We start from the raw sequence: 16,601 nt of genomic DNA on the forward strand, positions 1-16,601 counted from the left end.
CGCACATCAATGTTCTAGCAGCTTATTATAGATCGACTGCAGAACAGATGCAATTTTCGCCGAGCCGTATCTGTGCAGGCACGCCATTCTGATAGCTTTGCCGTCATAGCTGTCAAAAGAATTTGCCATCTTTTGCAGTGCTACCGCCAACGCCCCGGTCTCTTTCGGCGGTACCAGGAGACCGTTGCTGTCGTCGATAAGATACTCCGGTCCGCCGCACTGCGTCGCCACGACCGGCTTTCCGCATGCCAGCGCCTCGGTGATCACGACACCGAACGTTTCAAAATGGCTTGCCAGGACAAAGACATCACACGCCTCCATATGCCGTTTAACCTCTTTTTTCGACAAAAGGCCAACGAATGTTACCTGCTTCTCTATCCCAAGTTCGGAGGCATATTGTTCCAAACTGTCCCGCTCCGGGCCATCGCCTCCGATGACCAGTTTTTTCGCCGAATCTCCCTGAAAACTTTTTGCAAAACTTTCCAACAGCTCAAAAAAGCCCTTGGTTGCCACCAGGGCGGCCAACGAAAAGAACACGACTCCCTCCGCTCTGTTTTTCAGGCGTGTGTCGTTTTCAAACAGCCTGTCCAGAGGGTTGGGAACGACCGAAACCGTTTGATGTGACGACAGATACCGCTTTATGACTTCTCCCAGACTCGGGCTGACCGCAATCAATGCATCGGCATGGGAAAACACCGTATGAATTTTTCTCTTCTCCCATGGTGTAAACGCCCCCTTTATGAATTGGCTGCTGTGTTCGGTCACGACATAAGGGAGTTTGTACTCTTTTTTCAGCTCGAGCGCAAGCAAACCGGCATTCAAAGCATTATGTGCATGGATGACATCAGGCATGCCGTATGTCTTGACATACTCCTTGAATACCTGTTTCCCTTTCAAGACCCAGAAGGGTCTGAAAATTCTTGGGTAGCGGTTTGGAGGCGCGATCGCGCTGATCCGCGACACTGTGATCCCCTCCTCCTTCGTGTGCACCACCCTGTCGTGAACAAAAAATCGTCTCTGACCTATCATCTTTCTTATACCATGCAGTTCGATGGAAAGGATGCCGACCGTTAAACCGCTATCACGAAGGGCTACGGCATTGTCTTTTTGAAAAATACCCTCAAGCGGTCTGTCCTTGGGAAGATACCGCTCAGAAGGGATCACGAGGATATGCATGCTACCTTGTTTCCTCACTGTGATGCCCACTCCAAGCGGCATAACCGAATTTATCCCGTTCACTGGCAATAATGGGATCTATTGTACTGTTTGTGTCCGCATCGATTGCATCCCTGCCTCGCCCGATACTTTTCGTATTAATCGGCTTATACACATTGGCATGATGCGCTCTTAGTCTCACATCCCCAAGCTCCTGTGCGGATGTTTCTGACGTCAGCATCGTCTTTTCGAAAGGAACATCCAGGAACGCACACACTCTCCTGATCTCCTTTTCGGGGTTTTCGACAAGTGTTTCATAATAAATTTCGTGGAGATTCCCAGGATATTTACTTTTAAACTTTTCAGCCATTTGAACCGATCGCACCCATCTGCGTGCCGCATCCGTATGGTTTTTATAGATTCCTGATGCCACATAAGAGGCAACGACATCATAGGGATCCCGAACAATATGTATGAACTTTGCATCGGGGAAAACTTGAAAAAGCGGGAAGATAGCAAACGTGTTTAAAGGTGTTTTATCCCCCCATCTCGACTTGTCAATTTGATGCGTCTTGGCAAAATACTCATAAAAGCCGTGCAGCAAGAATGCGAGCGTTCTCTGCTCCTCGGGACAACGCGAAGCGCTGTCGACAAGCGGTGCCAATGTTTTGATGTCAAACGTTTCAAATTCAGGATAAAACTCGAAATTGGAATAGATGAGCTGGACAAGATCTCCCCAGCCCATGTTGTTGTAACGGCGGAACTGCCTGATGGATTTTCCCAGGACATATGTTTCGGGCGGGATAAACAACTCGGAATGGCTGTTGAGAATACGCCTAAGAAGCGTGTTCCCCGATCTGCCGGATCCAACGATGAAAAAAGGTGCGAATCCCTCCTGCTTTTCCAGCAGATGCTTTCTTAGTGGACTCCCCATCCTGATTTTCTTATAAAAATCGATCAAAGCTTCCGGAAGATAGTGCATAAACCCCAAAACGTCAACCTTGCTCAATCGTTTTTATAAATTTCGCGGGAATGCCGCCAACGAGCGTTCCCGCCGACACATCCCGGTCTACTACGGCTCCTGCCGCGACAACGGCATCTTCGTAAATGGTCACTCCGCCCAATATGATCGCACCGGCCCCGATCCACACCCGATCTTTTACTACAATAGGCCGGGAAGATGTACTTGTCCTCGGTTTGCCTTTCGCGCTATGCAAGTCGTGTTGCGCAGTTTCAAAAGAGACGTTGGGACCGATTGCCACATCCTCACCAATGGCGATGTACGTGTTTGGCGCGGCAAATCGCGAATTCACATTGACGAACGACCCTTTACCGATCGTGATATGCGAAGCTGCCCCGATTGGCCGGATATCTACACCTGGCCAGATTGTACATTTTCTTTCGATGCGCATACCGGCCAGTTTCAGGCAAAGCGCGCGCCATCGGTTGCAAACATTCAGACGCGGGAGGTGATTGGCGAAAAAAAGGAAGAGAGACTCCCGCAGCTCAGCCGCCAAGCCGTAAAGCATTCTTACCGCTTTCATCTTGAAACCCTTAGGGGAAAGTACCCAATAAATGAGCCGAACTTGCCTTTGATATAAAACAACGGCAAGAGATTTGAAATGAGCAGACTTAACAGGCTGGCGGCGGCGGCGCCCTTGATGCCAAAAGACGGGATAAGCAGATAATTTCCCGTAATATTTACAGCAGAAGCGATAATAATGATATTACGATAAACCGTTTGATTCCCGGTCATATTCAAAAAATACCCGACCGATCCGGAAGCGGCGTTAACAAATTGGCCTACAGCGAGGATAACCAGCGCCAGATACCCTGTCTCAAAACTGCTCCCAAAGATGCCGAGAATCCAGTGGCCGCCCGCTATCAGTAGGATGAGGAGTGGTGCAGAAGACCAGAAAATCATTTTACTTGATTTTCTGGCCACGAAGATCAACTCATCTATTTTATCCCTGTGGTAAAGCTCTGAAAACTTCGGGCCCAATATCGTATTAATGGCCGTAAGCAGGAACGCCGTCAACCCTGCCAGCTTCAAGACAATGCTGTAGATGCCCAAAGATGCTTCGTCCGACATCACTCCCAGCATAATAACATCAGTCTGACTTATAACCAGAAAAAGGACGGACGTCAAAAACATAGGGTGTGCTGTCGAAAAAATATTTTCATATGACAGCATGTGGACCTGTCCGCCTCTTTCCTTATCGCCTTTGAAATGGCTCCAAACAAAATAGCTACTGATCACCACCATAAGTACGGGAGTAAATAGCTGAATATACACAGGGTTGTATTTATCATAAAAAACAAGCGTTACGACAATTAGTGCCACAAGGTAAAAGGCACTTGGAAACCACTGAAAGAATACAAACAACTTGATATTTTTCATCCCCCTGAGTGCCGTCATATTAAGTGTCTGAAGCGACTTGAAAAGAATGATGGTAGAAGCTAAAGCGAACAAGAAGGACAAATGCGGTTTTGAGAAGATACCAGAAGCAATCACGTCGGACAAAGCAAAACTGAAAATACTAATGACAAAAGAAAATAGCAGCACCAAATGCATGGTTTTCTTAAAGGCCGCTTTGGCAGACCCCAGAGAGTATTTCACCAGATGCTCGGGGATAATTTTCAGCAATGACGTATCAGTCCCCATCAGTGAAACAATAAGTGCGACGCTTAAAAATGCATTGATAAGGGCCAGGGTTCCAACGACCTCAGCTCCATAGAAACGCGCAACGATAAAGCTGGAACCAATGCCGAGGAGTACAGCAACAATTTTTGCACCGAAGGTCAGGAGACCGCCTCTCGCTATCTCACTAAATCTTTCATCACGGAAAAATTGATTGAGCTTTCTCCTCCACACCGAGTACATATCAGCCTTCACCCTCACTGGAGTGGGATACGGCCGGTAAAGCGATAAATACCATCATGTATCCATAAGCACGACCCGGTCTTGAAGCAACCGGTATCGGCTTCCGTCGTAACCATCATCAGCGTAGCCCCCTTCATCAAAGACCAGCCTGTTGCCCGCTATACTGACCCACCCGATCTGCTTGGCCGGCACCCCGGCTATTAGGGCAAAGTCAGGCACATCTTTCGTTACAACAGCCCCTGCGCCGATGAGCGCATAACGTCCGACGGTAACGCCGCAGACAATCGTCGCGTTCGCCCCGACGGTGCACCCTTTTTTCAAGAGCGTCTTTTTGAACTCCGTTTTGCGGACGATAAATGCGCGAGGGTTGATGACGTTGGTGAAGACCATCGACGGCCCAAGGAAAACGTCGTCTTCGATCTCGACCCCTTCATATACACTGACGTTGTTCTGGATCTTGACGCCGTTCCCGATCGTGACGTTCGGCCCGACGACGCAGTTCTGCCCGAAAGAGCAGTTGCTGCCGACGCGTGTGTGCGAAAGGAGATGGCAAAAGTGCCAAATTTTCGTGCCCTCCCCGATGGAGACGTCCGCGTCGACAAAAGCGGATTCATGCACGAAGAGCGCTGCCGGCTTTTCCGCCGATTCCGTTTTGCCTTTGGCGCGCAGACGGGCTTTCCACTCCTCGGGTGTCAAACGACGCGGCTTATCCATGATCACGCCTCCACTTTCTTGCAAAAGGGATGATACTCCCCTTTCAGGCCAATGGGTGAGAGCCCCCGGATTTCCGATACGGTCCGAATAGAACCGTATGCCTCCTCCAATCCAAAACCGTTGCCGGCGAGAATCTCCTCGTATGAGCGTGTATGCAGATCGGTAAAGCCGCCGCTGAACTCGATCTCTTCTCCGTCAACGGTAATCGAACGGTAGGTGCGCTGTCCCTGCGCTTTGATCTCGTCCGGAATATAGTCGTAAACAACGGAGAGGAACCAGCGGACGTTGGCATGTTTGAGCCGAAGCATTCCCGCATTGGCATACGCTGTTTTCAGGTGCACGATGTTCTCTTCGACATCACCGAAGATCCAGGTAAGCATGTCGTAAAAATGGACCCCGATATTGCTGGCGATTCCCCCGCTTTTGCTTTCGTCGCCTTTCCAGCTGACAAAATACCATTTTCCCCGTGAAGTCAGGTAGGTCAAATCAATGTCGTACATCTTGTCCGGGTTTTCGGCCAGCTCTTTTTGAACCTTCTCTTTCAAAGCGATGATGGAGGGGTGCAGCCGGAGCTGCAGAATGTTATAGACCTTTCTGCCGGTCTCCGCTTCGATCACCTTGAGTTGATCGATATTGTGCGGGTTCAGCACGAGCGGTTTTTCGCAAATGGCGTCTGCCCCGCTTTTGAGCGCGAATCGGATATGGCTGTCATGCAGATAGTTCGGAGAGCAGATACTGACGTATTCGATGCGGTCATTGTTGCTGCGGTGCCATTTGTCGACGAAACGGTCGAAGCGCTCGTACTCCGTAAAAAAACTGGCGTCCGGAAAGTAGCTGTCGATAATGCCGACACTGTCGCAGCGGTCAAGGGCTGCGATCAGGTTGTTACCCGTCTCTTTGATCGCCTTCATGTGGCGCGGCGCGATATAACCGGCCGCCCCGATCAATGCAAAATTCTTCATCCTGTCACAACCTCCATGTCGGTTTTTCCACAATGCCCTTGACGTCAATCACTACGGGATCGGATGTACTGATACGCTCATAGTCCTCCATCTGAAGCGCCTTGAACTGACGATGTCCGACAGCCACTACGATGGCGTCGTAACGCTTTTCCGCTTCGAACGGGTTGGGTACGATGCCGTGCTGGTAATGCTTCTTGTTCTCGTTCGGGTCGACCCAAGGATCGTATACATCCACTGTGCAGCCGTACGATTTGAGCTCCTCGATAATATCAACGACCTTCGTATTGCGCATATCCGGACAATCCTCTTTGAAGGTAACCCCCAATACAAGCACATTGGCGTTTTTCACCTTTTTATCATGCTGAATCAGCTCTTTGACCGTCTTTTCGGCAATGAACTTCCCCATCCCGTTGTTGATCAGGCGGGCGCCGAGGATCAGGTTCGGCTTGTAGCCCAGCTCTTCGGCCTTGAAAGTGAGGTAATACGGATCGACCCCGATGCAGTGTCCGCCTACAAGCCCCGGTCTGAGCTTGATGAAATTCCACTTTGTCGACGCGGCCTCGATCACCTCGTTTGTATCGATACCGATCGCATCAAAAATCAGTGAGAGCTCATTAATGAGTGCGATATTGACATCGCGCTGCGTGTTCTCAATGACTTTGCTCGCTTCCGCAACTTTGATTGATGAGGCAAGATGGGTCCCTGCTTCGATGATACTCGCATAGAGGGCATCAACCCTTTGTGCGATTTCGGGCGTGGAACCCGAAGTTACCTTCGTGATCTTCTTGACCGTATGTTCTTTGTCACCGGGGTTAATACGTTCGGGAGAGTAGCCGGCGAAGAAGTCCCGATTGAACTGCAGGCCCGAATGCTTTTCCAGCACGGGAACGCATACTTCCTCCGTGACACCCGGATAGACCGTCGATTCGTAAACGACGATATCGCCTTTTTTCAAAATCCTGCCGACCGTTTCGCTGGATTTCACAAGGGGAGTGAGGTCCGGGCGGTTGCTGCTATCGATCGGTGTCGGTACGGTAATGATAAAAACTGTCGCCTCGGAAAGCGCGTCCTCCCCGTCCGTAAAACGCAGCGTACTATCCACGCCCTCAAGCTGCTCTTTTGACAGCTCCAGCGTCCGGTCATACCCTTGACGCAGTTCGGCTATGCGTTCCGTGTTGATGTCATACCCAACCACATTGTACTTCTCGGCGAAAGCCGCCGCCAATGGCAGTCCAACATAGCCGAGTCCTATGACCGCAACGGTCTCAATTTTGTTCATAACGTCTTCTTGAATAAAAGTGAAACATTATAACGATCCATCCCCAACAGAACTCTAAACAGGGCCGTTTGTAGTAAAATAGCGCCATGGTTTTTCCCGACACTTCCCGCTTGCACCAGAAGGCTGCCTGATGTGCGCCGTCTTCGGCATTCTCGGCGATTACGAGCCCTCCCTCGCCCGACAGGCATTAGCTAAACTGGCGCACCGCGGCCCGGATTATTGCGGGATCATCGAGGAGAAAGGGCTCTTCTTCGCCCAGCACCGCCTGAGCATCCGCGACCTTCACGAGCGTTCACACCAGCCACTGCGGAAGGGAGACGTTCTGCTCAGCTTCAACGGAGAGATCTACAATTACCGTGAAATCGCAGAGACGCTGCAGCTCCGGGCGGCCACGGAAGCCGAAACCGTTCTGGAGGCCTACCTGCGTTGGGGAATAGAGTGCGTGCACCGCTTCCGGGGCATGTTCGCCCTGGCGATCTATGACGGCGGGACCCTCTACCTGCTCCGCGATCGGCTAGGGAAAAAGCCGCTCTTTTTTGCCAAACAAAAAGAGCGATTCGTGTTTGCCTCGGAGATCAAGGGGATCCTCCCGTTTCTGCCCAGCGTAAGAATGGACGACGATGCCATGATGGGTTTTCTCTCCTTCCAGGCCCCGACAGCGCCGTACACCTTCTTTGAAGGCATCGAAAAAATCGCCCCCGGCGAGCTCATAACAGTCGCTAACGGAAACGTTAGCCGGCGTTCGTATTACTGTTTGCTCGAACATGCCGAACCGGTGGATGACAGTAGTGCCCCACAACGTATCGAGGCCCGTATGGAAGAGAGCATCGCGATGCGCCTCGATGCCGACGTTCCCGTCGCTGCTCTGCTCAGCGGCGGGATCGACAGTGCCGCCGTGAACGCCTTTGCCAAGAAACTCGGCCGTCCGCTGCAGACCTTCAGTCTGGGCTACACGGAGCCTTGGAACTACGACGAGAGCGGGAGTGCCGCCGAAACGGCGCGCATCCTTGGGATAAACAACACGAAGATCACCATCAGTCAGCATGACTTCGTCGATGCCATCGACCCGGTCATGGACGCCCTGGACGAGCCCCTGAACGACCCCGCGGCGATCCCGCTCTACCTCCTCTTCGGTGCCATCAAAAAGGAGGGGTACCGCGTCGTGCTCAGCGGCGAGGGGGGAGACGAACTTTTTCTGGGCTACCGGCAGTACTTCGACTACCTCGATATCGAGCAGCTGGCCTCACTGCAGCGCAAGGCATGGCTGAAGAAATTTTTCCACGGCCACTTTTCCATCAACCGCGAATGGGAGTGGTACAAACGCGCCTTCGATGAGACTCTTCTCTTCCGGGGAGCCGGTGAAAAGTTCACCGACCTGCAGAAAAACGCCCTGATGCGCCGGAACGTCCGCGATGAGGATGGTCTGCGTTTTGTACAGCCCGAACGCGACCGTTTCGACGCCAGCCGCTGGACACACCCCGCCCACTGGTACAGCTACCTCGACCTTCGGCAGCTTCAGGCCGAGTACTACCTCTCCAAGCTCGACCGTGTCTCCATGGCCCACGGCATCGAGTCCCGCACCCCGATGCTCGACCACCGCCTCGCCGAGACGGTCTTCGGCACGTCTGCCGAACTCAAGATCGGAAACGGTCGTCCGAAAGCGCTGCTCAAACAGATCATGCGGCCGTACCTCGGCGACACGATACTGAATCGCAAAAAGAAGGGATTCGCCTCTCCCTATATGGAGTACCTGCAGGCCTCAGGGAAGATCGACCTCATCACCGAGGTCAACGACCAAACGGGACTCTTCAAAAAAGAGGTGCTGGAGCGCTACATCGATGCGGCGGTGCGGCGCGGCCGCTTCAAACAGCAGGTGTGGAGCCTCTTCGTGCTGTCACACTGGATGAAAAAACACCTGCTCTGATTCAAAAAGCATACTGATACATCAGCGAGGCCTCGGTGATCTCGGTCGTAAAGGTGGCAGGCAGTGTCATGTAGTGCGGACCGTAATCATAGTAATAGTGCATATCGGCATCGCCTTCGCTTCGCCGGTAGGAGAAGCCGGCTGTGACTTCGGAACCGGCATGCCGGAGCAGCAACACATCGGCGCCCAGCAGAACCCCTTTCATCCACCCTTCGCTGAGGGTATAAAACCCCCTTTGCAGGTGGTCGTCCCTGCTGTATTGGCGCGCCAGCGACATCCCGCCTCGGAAACGCCACGACAGTGCAAAAAGGGTTGCGTCGAATACGCCGTACAGGTTTACCCCTCCGGAGTGCTGGGTAAAACGCACGCTCGTACCGCTCAGGACTGTTCGCGTACCGTCCGTATAGTCAGTCTGCCGGGTATGCGACCAGCCAAGCCGCCACTGTTCATAGAAAACGTCTATCCCCATCGCGAAGTTCAATGACACGGAGTGAAGGAAATCTGCGTGGAGAGCGTAATACCCGTCAAGCGTCGTATCCGACTGCGAAAAAACGGTCCGGTTCCCGTCTGTCCAGTCCGTGTCGTCACCTGTACGTTTTTTGGAGGCAAACGCGGAAGCGACAGTAAAACGGAGTGTCCCTACTTCCACTCGGTACTCATATCCCAGTACCCCGACCGCTGCCGTTGCCGGGAAGCGCAGTCGTGCTTCGAGCCCCTGCGCAGAATCTTTTACCCGGTAGGAGAGCAGCGCATTGACGCCTTCGAGCCCGGCAAAAAGCCCGTCACCCGACAGCGGCGCTGCCGCCAGGATCATGCCGGCGATTGCGCAACGCAGAGCGGTCCTCAAAGCGTGACGTTGATGTCCGTACCGTTCTGATCCGTCACCGTGATCGTATTGGTCGCGGTGACATAAACGTTAATATACCCGCCGGCACCGATGAGGCGCATGCTACCGCTGATAAGGTCAAAATAGTCATAATAGAAAGGATCCGTACAATTTGGATCATATGTCGGATCGATATCGAGGCTCGCCGTCAGGTTATTGACATAGATACGCCCGGATCTATAGCAGTAGGTCTCAATCGGAGTGCTGTAATAATCCTGCGTGAACGCTACGGTCAAGTTGTCGTAACGTCCCATGTCACCGTCGACACCCCACTCCACACTGCTTGTCATCGTACCCGTATAGTAATCATTATAGTAGTCATATGCACTGTAATCCGTGCGCATATTGCTGCCGGCGCTGATATAGAACGTATACATATCATCCGTAATAGTGAAATCGTAGGGGAAAGAGACCTCCATATAGGTCAACGTATCGCCGTAATTGCTCCCCGCCGCGCTTATGCGCATCTTCCCGTTCATAACAAAATTCGGATCAAAAGCGCAGGCGCTGAATGTCACCGTCGCATCCATGTGCGTCTCGGTGTAACTCTCTGTAAACGACATTGTCCCGCCGTAATCGCATGCGATGGAATCTGAGTAGGACGCGTTCAGTGTCTCGGGACGATATCCCAGTACTTTCGAGACCGGCCCGTTTTTATCCAGCATGAAATCGACAGGATCAAATCCGGTTGACTGCGAAGCAGAAGCAGAGAAAGGAATAACAATATTACCGATCGAGCCGGAAAAGATCGCGGCGACCGCTTCCGCACCGTTCGCCGCCGTTGCATTCGCCTCCGCTACGTTCAGCGTCGGCAGGCTTGTCGTACCGCCGCCTCCCCCGCCGCCGCATCCCGTCAGTATCAGTACTCCGGTCGCAACAGCGACAAGCCCGCTTTTTCGAAATGTATCAAACATATTCACTCCTTCAATGATGTCACTGCCGCACAATATAACACCTGCTAACTTTAACAACACTTATTAGTTATTGTTGCACTGTTGCCTTCTGTGGGCTACATATCAGCGCGCGCTTCCTCCATCAGGACCCGGGCGATATCCGTCATGCTGATGACACCGGTCAGCTTCCCTTCCCACGTCACGGAGAGGTGCTTGATCCTCTGGTTGATCATTAGCTGCGCCGCATACCGGATATCGAGGTCCGGCACGATCTGTACCATCGGCTTGCTGGCGACGTCGTAGACGTTGAGCAGGTCCATATCCCCGTCGTTGCTGTAGATCGCCTCGAGGATATTGGAGTAGGTGACGATCCCGTAGGCGTCGTTTTCGCTGGTGCGCTCGACGATGACCGAACGTACGCTGCGCGTGTCCATCAGGTTGATCAGTTCGCGCACCGACGCATAGGGAGAGATCATCGCAATCTCATCCGCCGGCGTCATGATATCCCTCACTGTAATCAGTTTCATACCTCTTTCTCCTCTTTGAGTCTGTTGGCAAAGGCTTCGATCTGGTTGCTGGCGATCCCCGCGAGATGTTCGATGGGCAGCGACATGACGATCCCCTTGTTCTCCGTTTCAAGATGCAGTTCGTTCTTGAGCGCCTTCATCACTTTGACGGAGGTCCGTTTCTCAAGAACGAAGAGCAGCACACTCTCGGCGCGCTCATACGTCAGGCCGAAAAACGTCTTCTTTTCATTCAATCCAGTACCCTTGCCGGTAAGACTCGTCACCCCGCCGGCACCGTTGGCTTTGGCGATATCGATCGCCTCCTCTTCAAGCGACTGTTCCACGATCGCTACCAGTAATGCAAACCTCATTCAAACTCCTCCTTGTGTTGAGTTTTTGTGCGCCCGGCGCTGAATTCCGTAATCACCCCGTAAGCCATGACGGTGATCATCGGGAAAAGCGACGCAAAGGCGATCAGCCCGAACCCGTCAACGAGCGGGCTCCGTCCCTCGATATTGGTTGCCAGGCCCAGGCCCAGCGCCGCGACCAGCGGCACGGTGACCGTCGACGTCGTCACCCCGCCGCTGTCGTAGGCGATCGGGATAATGTAGCGCGGCGCAAAATAGGTCAGGATGATGACGATGATGTAGCCGGCGATAATGTAATAGTGTATCGGGTCCCCCGCCACGATGCGATACGCCCCCAGGGCGATACCCACGGCCACCCCTGCGGCGACGGCGATCCGCAGTACCATCTGACGGATCTTGCCGGCGGAGATCTCCTCGACCTTGATCGCAATCGCCAGCAGCGCCGGTTCGGCCATGGTCGTCGAAAAGCCGATCAGAAAGGCGAATAGGTAGATCAGCAGTCGGTTGTCTTGCTCGGTGAGCTGCAGTGCCATCGTCTCCCCGATAGGAAAGAGCCCCATCTCCAGCCCCACGATAAAAGCATACAGCCCGAGGATAACAAGCACGATACCGAAGACGATGCGGCGCAGGTAGGGCACCTGTTTTTTGATGATGGCGTACTGGAAAAAGAAGATCACGGCCAGGATCGGCAAGACGTCTTTGATGACATCGATAAGCTCCAGCAGCAGCACCAGCGCCTGCTGACCTACCGTGCGGCTGTGTTCCACGTGCTCCGACACACTCTGCGCCACGGCGGCAATCGCCTCGCCGTTGCCGGAGGCGTAGACGACGATCCCGTAGACCTGAACGAAGATCATCGGTGTCAGCGAGGCGAACGCAATCAGGCCAAAGCCGTCGATGACCGGGTTGCGCCCGCGGATACTGCTGGCAAGCCCGACACCGAGCGCCGCGACAAGCGGTACCGTTACCGTCGAGGTCGTCACCCCGCCGCTGTCGTAGGCAAGCCCGACGATCTCCGGCGGGACGAAAAAGGTCAGCGTCACGACGATGATATAGCCGGTGATGATATAGAAGTGGATCGGATGGCCCGTCAGGATGCGGAAGGTGCCCAGGGCGATGGCGAAGCCGACCGAAAAGGCGACAGTCAGCCGCAGCACCAGGGCGTCAATCTTGCCATTGCTGATGACGGCAGCCTTATCCGCGATAGCAATCAGCGCCGGTTCGGCAATGGTCGTCGAAAAACCGATCAGAAAGGCAAAAAGCAGCAGCCAGAATGCCGAACCCTTCCGTGCGAACTCCTGCGCGAGGTTCTCGCCGACGGGGAAGATACCGACTTCCAGCCCCTGGATAAAAAGCGCAAGCCCTACGGCGACGATGAAAAGCCCCGTCGCGACGGAAAGAAGATTGTCGGGCATCTGCTGCAGGATAAAGATCTGGAAAAAGGCGATGACGGCGATGATGGGGGCAAGGTCGCCGAAGGAGCCTCTGAGCATGATCCAAAAGAGTCTGAGTTGTTCCATTGGGATATTTTACGCATTTTTGTGATTGATGTCATGGCACGCCTCATGCAAAGGGGAGCAAATCGGAAAAGCGTTACAATTTCGGAAAAAAGGAGTATCGATGCGTTCGAAAGTGACCATTTGGCATAACCCCCGCTGCGGCAAGTCCCGTGAGGCGCTAAAACTGTTGGAGGGCGAAGGGATCACCCCGGAAATCATCCGATACCTTGATGATACCCCCAGCGAAAAGGAACTCCGTAGCGTTTTGAAAATGCTCGGCATCGGCGCCCGCGACCTGATGCGTACGAAAGAGGCTGTCTATAAGGAGCTGGGTCTCAAAGAGGTCACCGATGAAGACGCCCTGATCAAAGCGATGACGGAAAATCCGAAGCTCATCGAACGTCCCGTCGTCATCACGGATGGCAAAGCCGTTATCGGCCGTCCGCCGGAAAAAGTTGTTGATCTGGTAAAAGCATAAGGGAAAATCGGCCGCCGTACGGTGGCCGGATGTCTATTTAGAGGTCGTTTTCTTTTTTGTACTTGATAATCTCGGCGTACGCCTCGTCTTTGAGCAGCAGCTTCTCTTTTTTCAGCTTTTCGATCTCAACGTCGTCCATCGGGATCTGGCCGCTCTCACCCTTTTCAATCAGGTCGTCCAGCTCGTTGTGACGCTCGAAAATTTTCAGAAAATGCGCATTGGCGCTTCCGTCTTCCTTCATCTTAGTGATGATTTCACGGTATTCGTGCAGCATATGTTGTCCTCGTCTTTTTTAGGACGCCGCTTCCACGTCCCATAAACACCACTATAGCGTATTACTGTAAAATCCGGGGTAAAGTAATCCCCTCTTGACCCTGGTATTTGCCGCCTTTGTCGCCGTAACTCGTTTCGCACATTTCGTCCCCCTGAAGGAAAAGAACCTGGGCAATCCCCTCGTTGGCATAGATCTTCGCCGGCAGCGGCGTAGTGTTGGAAATCTCAATCGTAATATGGCCTTCGAATTCCGGTTCGAAGGGAGTAACGTTGACAATAATCCCGCAGCGCGCATAGGTGGATTTCCCCAGACAGATCGCCAGCACGTCGCGGGGGATTTTGAAATACTCCACGGTCCGCGCCAGCGCAAAAGAGTTCGGCGGAACGATACAGATATCGCCTTTGAAATCCACAACGTTGGCATCGTCAAAATGTTTCGGGTCGACCACGGTGGAATTGAGGTTCGTAAAGATCTTGAACTCGTCGCTGACACGGATATCATACCCGTAGGAGCTCAGACCGTAACTGACAACGCCCTTGCCGACCTGATCCTCGCAAAAAGGCGTAATCATGGCGTGTTCAAGCGCCTGTTCCCTGATCCAGCTGTCCGCCTTCAGTCCCATAAAAATCCTTCCCTGCCGCGGGGCGTTTCCCGGGCGGCTTAAATTAAGTTGTGCTATTATATCGCATTAAAATTTAGGCGGCCCCGATGCGGAAAACCAAGGGTTTTCACCCATTTCCGGGGCCCCCAGGAGCGTTTTGACATGGATATGAGACAGATCAAGGCATTGATGCAGGAATTTGACGAGAGCGGGCTTTCCAAACTGAAGATCACCAAAGAGGGATTCGAGATGGAACTGGAAAAAGTTATCGGAGCCGTCGCGGCACCGGTCGCCGCCCCTGCACCGGTCGCAGCACCGGCAGCTGCCCCCGCAGCCGCACCGGTAGCTGCTGCGGCGCCGGCCCCTTCTGTCAGCGGTGACGAGATCCTCTCCCCGATGGTCGGTACCTACTATGCGGCACCGTCACCGGATTCCGCCCCGTTCGTCAAAGTCGGCGACACCGTGAAAAAAGGCCAGGTCATCGCCATCCTCGAAGCGATGAAGATCATGAACGAGCTCGAGGCGGAATTCGACTGCAAGGTCCTTGACGTCCTCGTCTCCGACGGCCAGGCTGTTGAATACGATATGCCGCTCTTCGTGGTCGAGAAGCTCTAATGGCAGAGATCAAGCGTATCCTGGTCGCGAACCGCGGCGAGATCGCCCTGCGTGCCATCCGTACCATCAAAGAGATGGGCAAGGAGGCCGTCGCCGTCTACTCCAAAGGGGACAAAGGCGCCGCCTACCTTGAACTGGCAGACGCCGCCATCTGCATCGGCGAAGCGCCGAGCAGCGCCAGCTATCTGCATATTCCCGCCATCATCTCCGCCGCGGAAGTGAGCGGGTGCGATGCCATCTTCCCCGGCTACGGCTTCCTGAGCGAAAACCAGCACTTCGTCGAAATCTGTGCGCACCACGGCATCAAGTTCATCGGGCCGACCCCGGAAGTCATGGTGCTGATGTCGGACAAGTCCAAAGCCAAAGACGTCATGATCGCCGCGGGCGTCCCGGTCGTCCCGGGCAGCGACGGCGCCATCACCGATATCGACGATGCGAAAAAACGCGCCCGCGAAGTCGGCTACCCGGTCATCCTCAAAGCCGCCCAGGGCGGCGGGGGACGCGGGATGCGCGTCGTCGAGGATGAGAGCTACCTTGAAAACGCCTTCCTGGCGGCGGAGTCCGAAGCAGTCACCGCGTTCGGCGACGGCACGATCTATATGGAAAAGTTCATCCTCAACCCGCGCCACATCGAGGTGCAGATCATGGCGGACAGCCATGGTAATGTCCTCCATATCGGTGAACGCGACTGCTCCATGCAGCGCCGCCACCAGAAGCTGATCGAAGAGTCTCCGGCCGTCGTCCTGACGCCGGAAGTCCGCGAACGCCTCCATGCCGCCGCTGTCCGCGCCACGGAGTACATCAACTACGAAGGCGCCGGTACCTTCGAGTTCCTGCTCGATGCGAACCTGGATTTCTACTTCATGGAGATGAACACCCGTCTGCAGGTCGAGCACACTGTCTCCGAAGAGGTGAGCGGCCTTGACCTCATCGAACTGATGATCCGTGTCGCGGAGGGGGAGACACTCCCCAAACAAGAAGAGATCAAGCTCAAAGGCCATGCGATCGAGTGCCGCATCACGGCGGAAGATCCGGTCAAGTTCCTCCCGAGCCCGGGCAAGATCCAGGAGTGGATCGCGCCGGGCGGTATCGGCGTACGTATCGATACCCATGCCCACGCGGGCTATATCGTTCCGCCGACCTACGACTCCATGATCGGGAAGCTGATCGTTTACGGCCGTGACCGCGAACATGCGATCAAACGGATGCACCGGGCGCTCAGTGAATTCACCATCAACGGTATCCGCACGACGATCCCTTTCCATATCAAAATGATGGAGAACGACGACTTCATCTCCAACAACTTCGATACGAAGTACCTCGAGAACTACAAGGGGTGACACTGTCACCCCGACACTCCCTTTAAAAACCTCACACGCTGCTTCTTTTGGCTCTCTATATATAGAAGCATAGTATCGCCGGCCGTTTGCACTCCCGACAACCCTCTCGCTTTTCCAAGAAATTTCGTAAAAATCGAAAATAATGTGATAGTAATTTCAGGTTCGCGAGGAGAGATTTTCGGATAGCGAATGTAATATAACAGTTTTATCACAACTTTTATGC

18 protein-coding genes are annotated in these 16,601 nt (G+C 53.6%); 4 read left to right on the forward strand and 14 right to left on the reverse strand.

Annotated elements, in window-relative coordinates; translation table 11 throughout:
- Window positions 1–6 precede the first annotated feature (6 nt).
- From WCY31_RS12125 to WCY31_RS12155, 7 genes are read right to left on the reverse strand one after another with little or no spacing between them, the layout of a single operon-like run.
- On the reverse strand, window positions 7–1,176 hold the full coding sequence (locus tag WCY31_RS12125) for a glycosyltransferase (RefSeq protein WP_345972587.1): 1,170 nt from the start codon (window positions 1,174–1,176) through the stop codon (window positions 7–9).
- A gap of 1 nt (window position 1,177) precedes the next feature.
- Window positions 1,178–2,164 (reverse strand): sulfotransferase, encoded by a 987-nt coding sequence (locus WCY31_RS12130; protein WP_345972589.1) that lies wholly within the window; start codon window positions 2,162–2,164, stop codon window positions 1,178–1,180.
- On the reverse strand, window positions 2,151–2,699 hold the full coding sequence (locus WCY31_RS12135; RefSeq protein ID WP_345970041.1) for an acyltransferase: 549 nt from the start codon (window positions 2,697–2,699) through the stop codon (window positions 2,151–2,153). The genes WCY31_RS12130 and WCY31_RS12135 overlap by 14 nt, the downstream gene beginning before the upstream one ends.
- The gene (locus WCY31_RS12140; protein ID WP_345972591.1) at window positions 2,696–4,039 is read right to left on the reverse strand and encodes a flippase; all 1,344 of its coding nucleotides are present in this window, start codon (window positions 4,037–4,039) and stop codon (window positions 2,696–2,698) included. Before WCY31_RS12140 ends, WCY31_RS12135 begins: the two co-directional genes overlap by 4 nt.
- Before the next feature lie 54 nt (window positions 4,040–4,093).
- Entirely contained in the window at window positions 4,094–4,753 is a 660-nt protein-coding gene (locus WCY31_RS12145) for an acyltransferase (RefSeq protein ID WP_345970044.1), read from the reverse strand.
- Between the two features lie 2 nt (window positions 4,754–4,755).
- Entirely contained in the window at window positions 4,756–5,715 is a 960-nt protein-coding gene (locus tag WCY31_RS12150; protein WP_345972593.1) for a Gfo/Idh/MocA family oxidoreductase, read from the reverse strand.
- A gap of 4 nt (window positions 5,716–5,719) precedes the next feature.
- Entirely contained in the window at window positions 5,720–6,994 is a 1,275-nt protein-coding gene (locus WCY31_RS12155; protein WP_345972595.1) for a nucleotide sugar dehydrogenase, read from the reverse strand.
- 130 nt (window positions 6,995–7,124) lie between these two features.
- On the opposite strand from WCY31_RS12155, the gene asnB reads away from it, so the two are divergent.
- Window positions 7,125–8,918, forward strand: a complete 1,794-nt coding sequence (gene asnB / locus WCY31_RS12160) for an asparagine synthase (glutamine-hydrolyzing) (RefSeq protein ID WP_345972597.1) — start codon at window positions 7,125–7,127, stop codon at window positions 8,916–8,918.
- Window position 8,919: 1 nt separating this feature from the next.
- Here the strand turns inward: asnB and WCY31_RS12165 are convergent, their stop codons facing one another.
- The 5 genes from WCY31_RS12165 to WCY31_RS12185 form a co-directional block, all read right to left on the reverse strand.
- Window positions 8,920–9,732, reverse strand: a complete 813-nt coding sequence (locus WCY31_RS12165) for a hypothetical protein (RefSeq protein ID WP_345972599.1) — start codon at window positions 9,730–9,732, stop codon at window positions 8,920–8,922.
- 29 nt (window positions 9,733–9,761) lie between these two features.
- Window positions 9,762–10,718 carry a hypothetical protein gene (locus WCY31_RS12170; protein WP_345972601.1) on the reverse strand — a complete coding sequence of 319 codons (957 nt, stop codon included), beginning with the start codon at window positions 10,716–10,718 and terminating at the stop codon, window positions 9,762–9,764.
- A gap of 95 nt (window positions 10,719–10,813) precedes the next feature.
- A complete protein-coding gene (locus WCY31_RS12175) occupies window positions 10,814–11,224 on the reverse strand; it encodes a CBS domain-containing protein (protein WP_345972603.1) in 411 nt (136 codons plus the stop codon).
- The gene (locus WCY31_RS12180; protein ID WP_231019397.1) at window positions 11,221–11,574 is read right to left on the reverse strand and encodes a transcriptional regulator; all 354 of its coding nucleotides are present in this window, start codon (window positions 11,572–11,574) and stop codon (window positions 11,221–11,223) included. The genes WCY31_RS12175 and WCY31_RS12180 overlap by 4 nt, the downstream gene beginning before the upstream one ends.
- Complete coding sequence (locus WCY31_RS12185) at window positions 11,571–13,091, reverse strand: DUF1538 domain-containing protein (protein ID WP_345970052.1); 1,521 nt, start codon at window positions 13,089–13,091, stop codon at window positions 11,571–11,573. Before WCY31_RS12185 ends, WCY31_RS12180 begins: the two co-directional genes overlap by 4 nt.
- Window positions 13,092–13,191: 100 nt before the next feature.
- Between WCY31_RS12185 and arsC the strand changes: the two genes are divergently transcribed.
- Window positions 13,192–13,548, forward strand: a complete 357-nt coding sequence (gene arsC, locus WCY31_RS12190) for an arsenate reductase (glutaredoxin) (protein ID WP_345972605.1) — start codon at window positions 13,192–13,194, stop codon at window positions 13,546–13,548.
- A gap of 37 nt (window positions 13,549–13,585) precedes the next feature.
- Here arsC and WCY31_RS12195 read toward each other — a convergent pair whose 3' ends face one another.
- Window positions 13,586–13,822, reverse strand: coding sequence for a YdcH family protein (locus WCY31_RS12195; protein WP_345970054.1), 237 nt, complete (start codon window positions 13,820–13,822; stop codon window positions 13,586–13,588).
- Between the two features lie 61 nt (window positions 13,823–13,883).
- Window positions 13,884–14,444, reverse strand: a complete 561-nt coding sequence (gene dcd / locus WCY31_RS12200) for a dCTP deaminase (RefSeq protein ID WP_231019402.1) — start codon at window positions 14,442–14,444, stop codon at window positions 13,884–13,886.
- A gap of 141 nt (window positions 14,445–14,585) precedes the next feature.
- On the opposite strand from dcd, the gene accB reads away from it, so the two are divergent.
- Both accB and WCY31_RS12210 read left to right on the forward strand, forming a co-directional pair.
- Complete coding sequence (gene accB, locus WCY31_RS12205; RefSeq protein WP_345970055.1) at window positions 14,586–15,038, forward strand: acetyl-CoA carboxylase biotin carboxyl carrier protein; 453 nt, start codon at window positions 14,586–14,588, stop codon at window positions 15,036–15,038.
- A complete protein-coding gene (locus WCY31_RS12210; protein ID WP_345970056.1) occupies window positions 15,038–16,378 on the forward strand; it encodes an acetyl-CoA carboxylase biotin carboxylase subunit in 1,341 nt (446 codons plus the stop codon). The genes accB and WCY31_RS12210 overlap by 1 nt, the downstream gene beginning before the upstream one ends.
- Window positions 16,379–16,601 lie beyond the last annotated feature (223 nt).

Source organism: Sulfurimonas sp. HSL3-1, assembly GCF_039645995.1.
In the GTDB taxonomy this organism is placed as follows: Bacteria; Campylobacterota; Campylobacteria; order Campylobacterales; family Sulfurimonadaceae; genus Thiomicrolovo; species Thiomicrolovo diazotrophicus.

What these genes read in the sequence shown, in the direction of transcription:
- WCY31_RS12125 (WP_345972587.1), bottom strand. Translation starts at nt 1,176, where the DNA reads ATGCATATCCTCGTGATCCCTTCTGAGCGGTATCTTCCCAAGGACAGA.
- WCY31_RS12135 (WP_345970041.1), bottom strand. Translation starts at nt 2,699, where the DNA reads ATGAAAGCGGTAAGAATGCTTTACGGCTTGGCGGCTGAGCTGCGGGAG.
- WCY31_RS12140 (WP_345972591.1), bottom strand. Translation starts at nt 4,039, where the DNA reads ATGTACTCGGTGTGGAGGAGAAAGCTCAATCAATTTTTCCGTGATGAA.
- WCY31_RS12145 (WP_345970044.1), bottom strand. Translation starts at nt 4,753, where the DNA reads ATGGATAAGCCGCGTCGTTTGACACCCGAGGAGTGGAAAGCCCGTCTG.
- WCY31_RS12150 (WP_345972593.1), bottom strand. Translation starts at nt 5,715, where the DNA reads ATGAAGAATTTTGCATTGATCGGGGCGGCCGGTTATATCGCGCCGCGC.
- WCY31_RS12155 (WP_345972595.1), bottom strand. Translation starts at nt 6,994, where the DNA reads ATGAACAAAATTGAGACCGTTGCGGTCATAGGACTCGGCTATGTTGGA.
- asnB (WP_345972597.1), top strand. Translation starts at nt 7,125, where the DNA reads ATGTGCGCCGTCTTCGGCATTCTCGGCGATTACGAGCCCTCCCTCGCC.
- WCY31_RS12165 (WP_345972599.1), bottom strand. Translation starts at nt 9,732, where the DNA reads ATGATCCTGGCGGCAGCGCCGCTGTCGGGTGACGGGCTTTTTGCCGGG.
- WCY31_RS12170 (WP_345972601.1), bottom strand. Translation starts at nt 10,718, where the DNA reads ATGTTTGATACATTTCGAAAAAGCGGGCTTGTCGCTGTTGCGACCGGA.
- WCY31_RS12175 (WP_345972603.1), bottom strand. Translation starts at nt 11,224, where the DNA reads ATGAAACTGATTACAGTGAGGGATATCATGACGCCGGCGGATGAGATT.
- WCY31_RS12180 (WP_231019397.1), bottom strand. Translation starts at nt 11,574, where the DNA reads ATGAGGTTTGCATTACTGGTAGCGATCGTGGAACAGTCGCTTGAAGAG.
- WCY31_RS12185 (WP_345970052.1), bottom strand. Translation starts at nt 13,091, where the DNA reads ATGGAACAACTCAGACTCTTTTGGATCATGCTCAGAGGCTCCTTCGGC.
- arsC (WP_345972605.1), top strand. Translation starts at nt 13,192, where the DNA reads ATGCGTTCGAAAGTGACCATTTGGCATAACCCCCGCTGCGGCAAGTCC.
- WCY31_RS12195 (WP_345970054.1), bottom strand. Translation starts at nt 13,822, where the DNA reads ATGCTGCACGAATACCGTGAAATCATCACTAAGATGAAGGAAGACGGA.
- dcd (WP_231019402.1), bottom strand. Translation starts at nt 14,444, where the DNA reads ATGGGACTGAAGGCGGACAGCTGGATCAGGGAACAGGCGCTTGAACAC.
- accB (WP_345970055.1), top strand. Translation starts at nt 14,586, where the DNA reads ATGGATATGAGACAGATCAAGGCATTGATGCAGGAATTTGACGAGAGC.
- WCY31_RS12210 (WP_345970056.1), top strand. Translation starts at nt 15,038, where the DNA reads ATGGCAGAGATCAAGCGTATCCTGGTCGCGAACCGCGGCGAGATCGCC.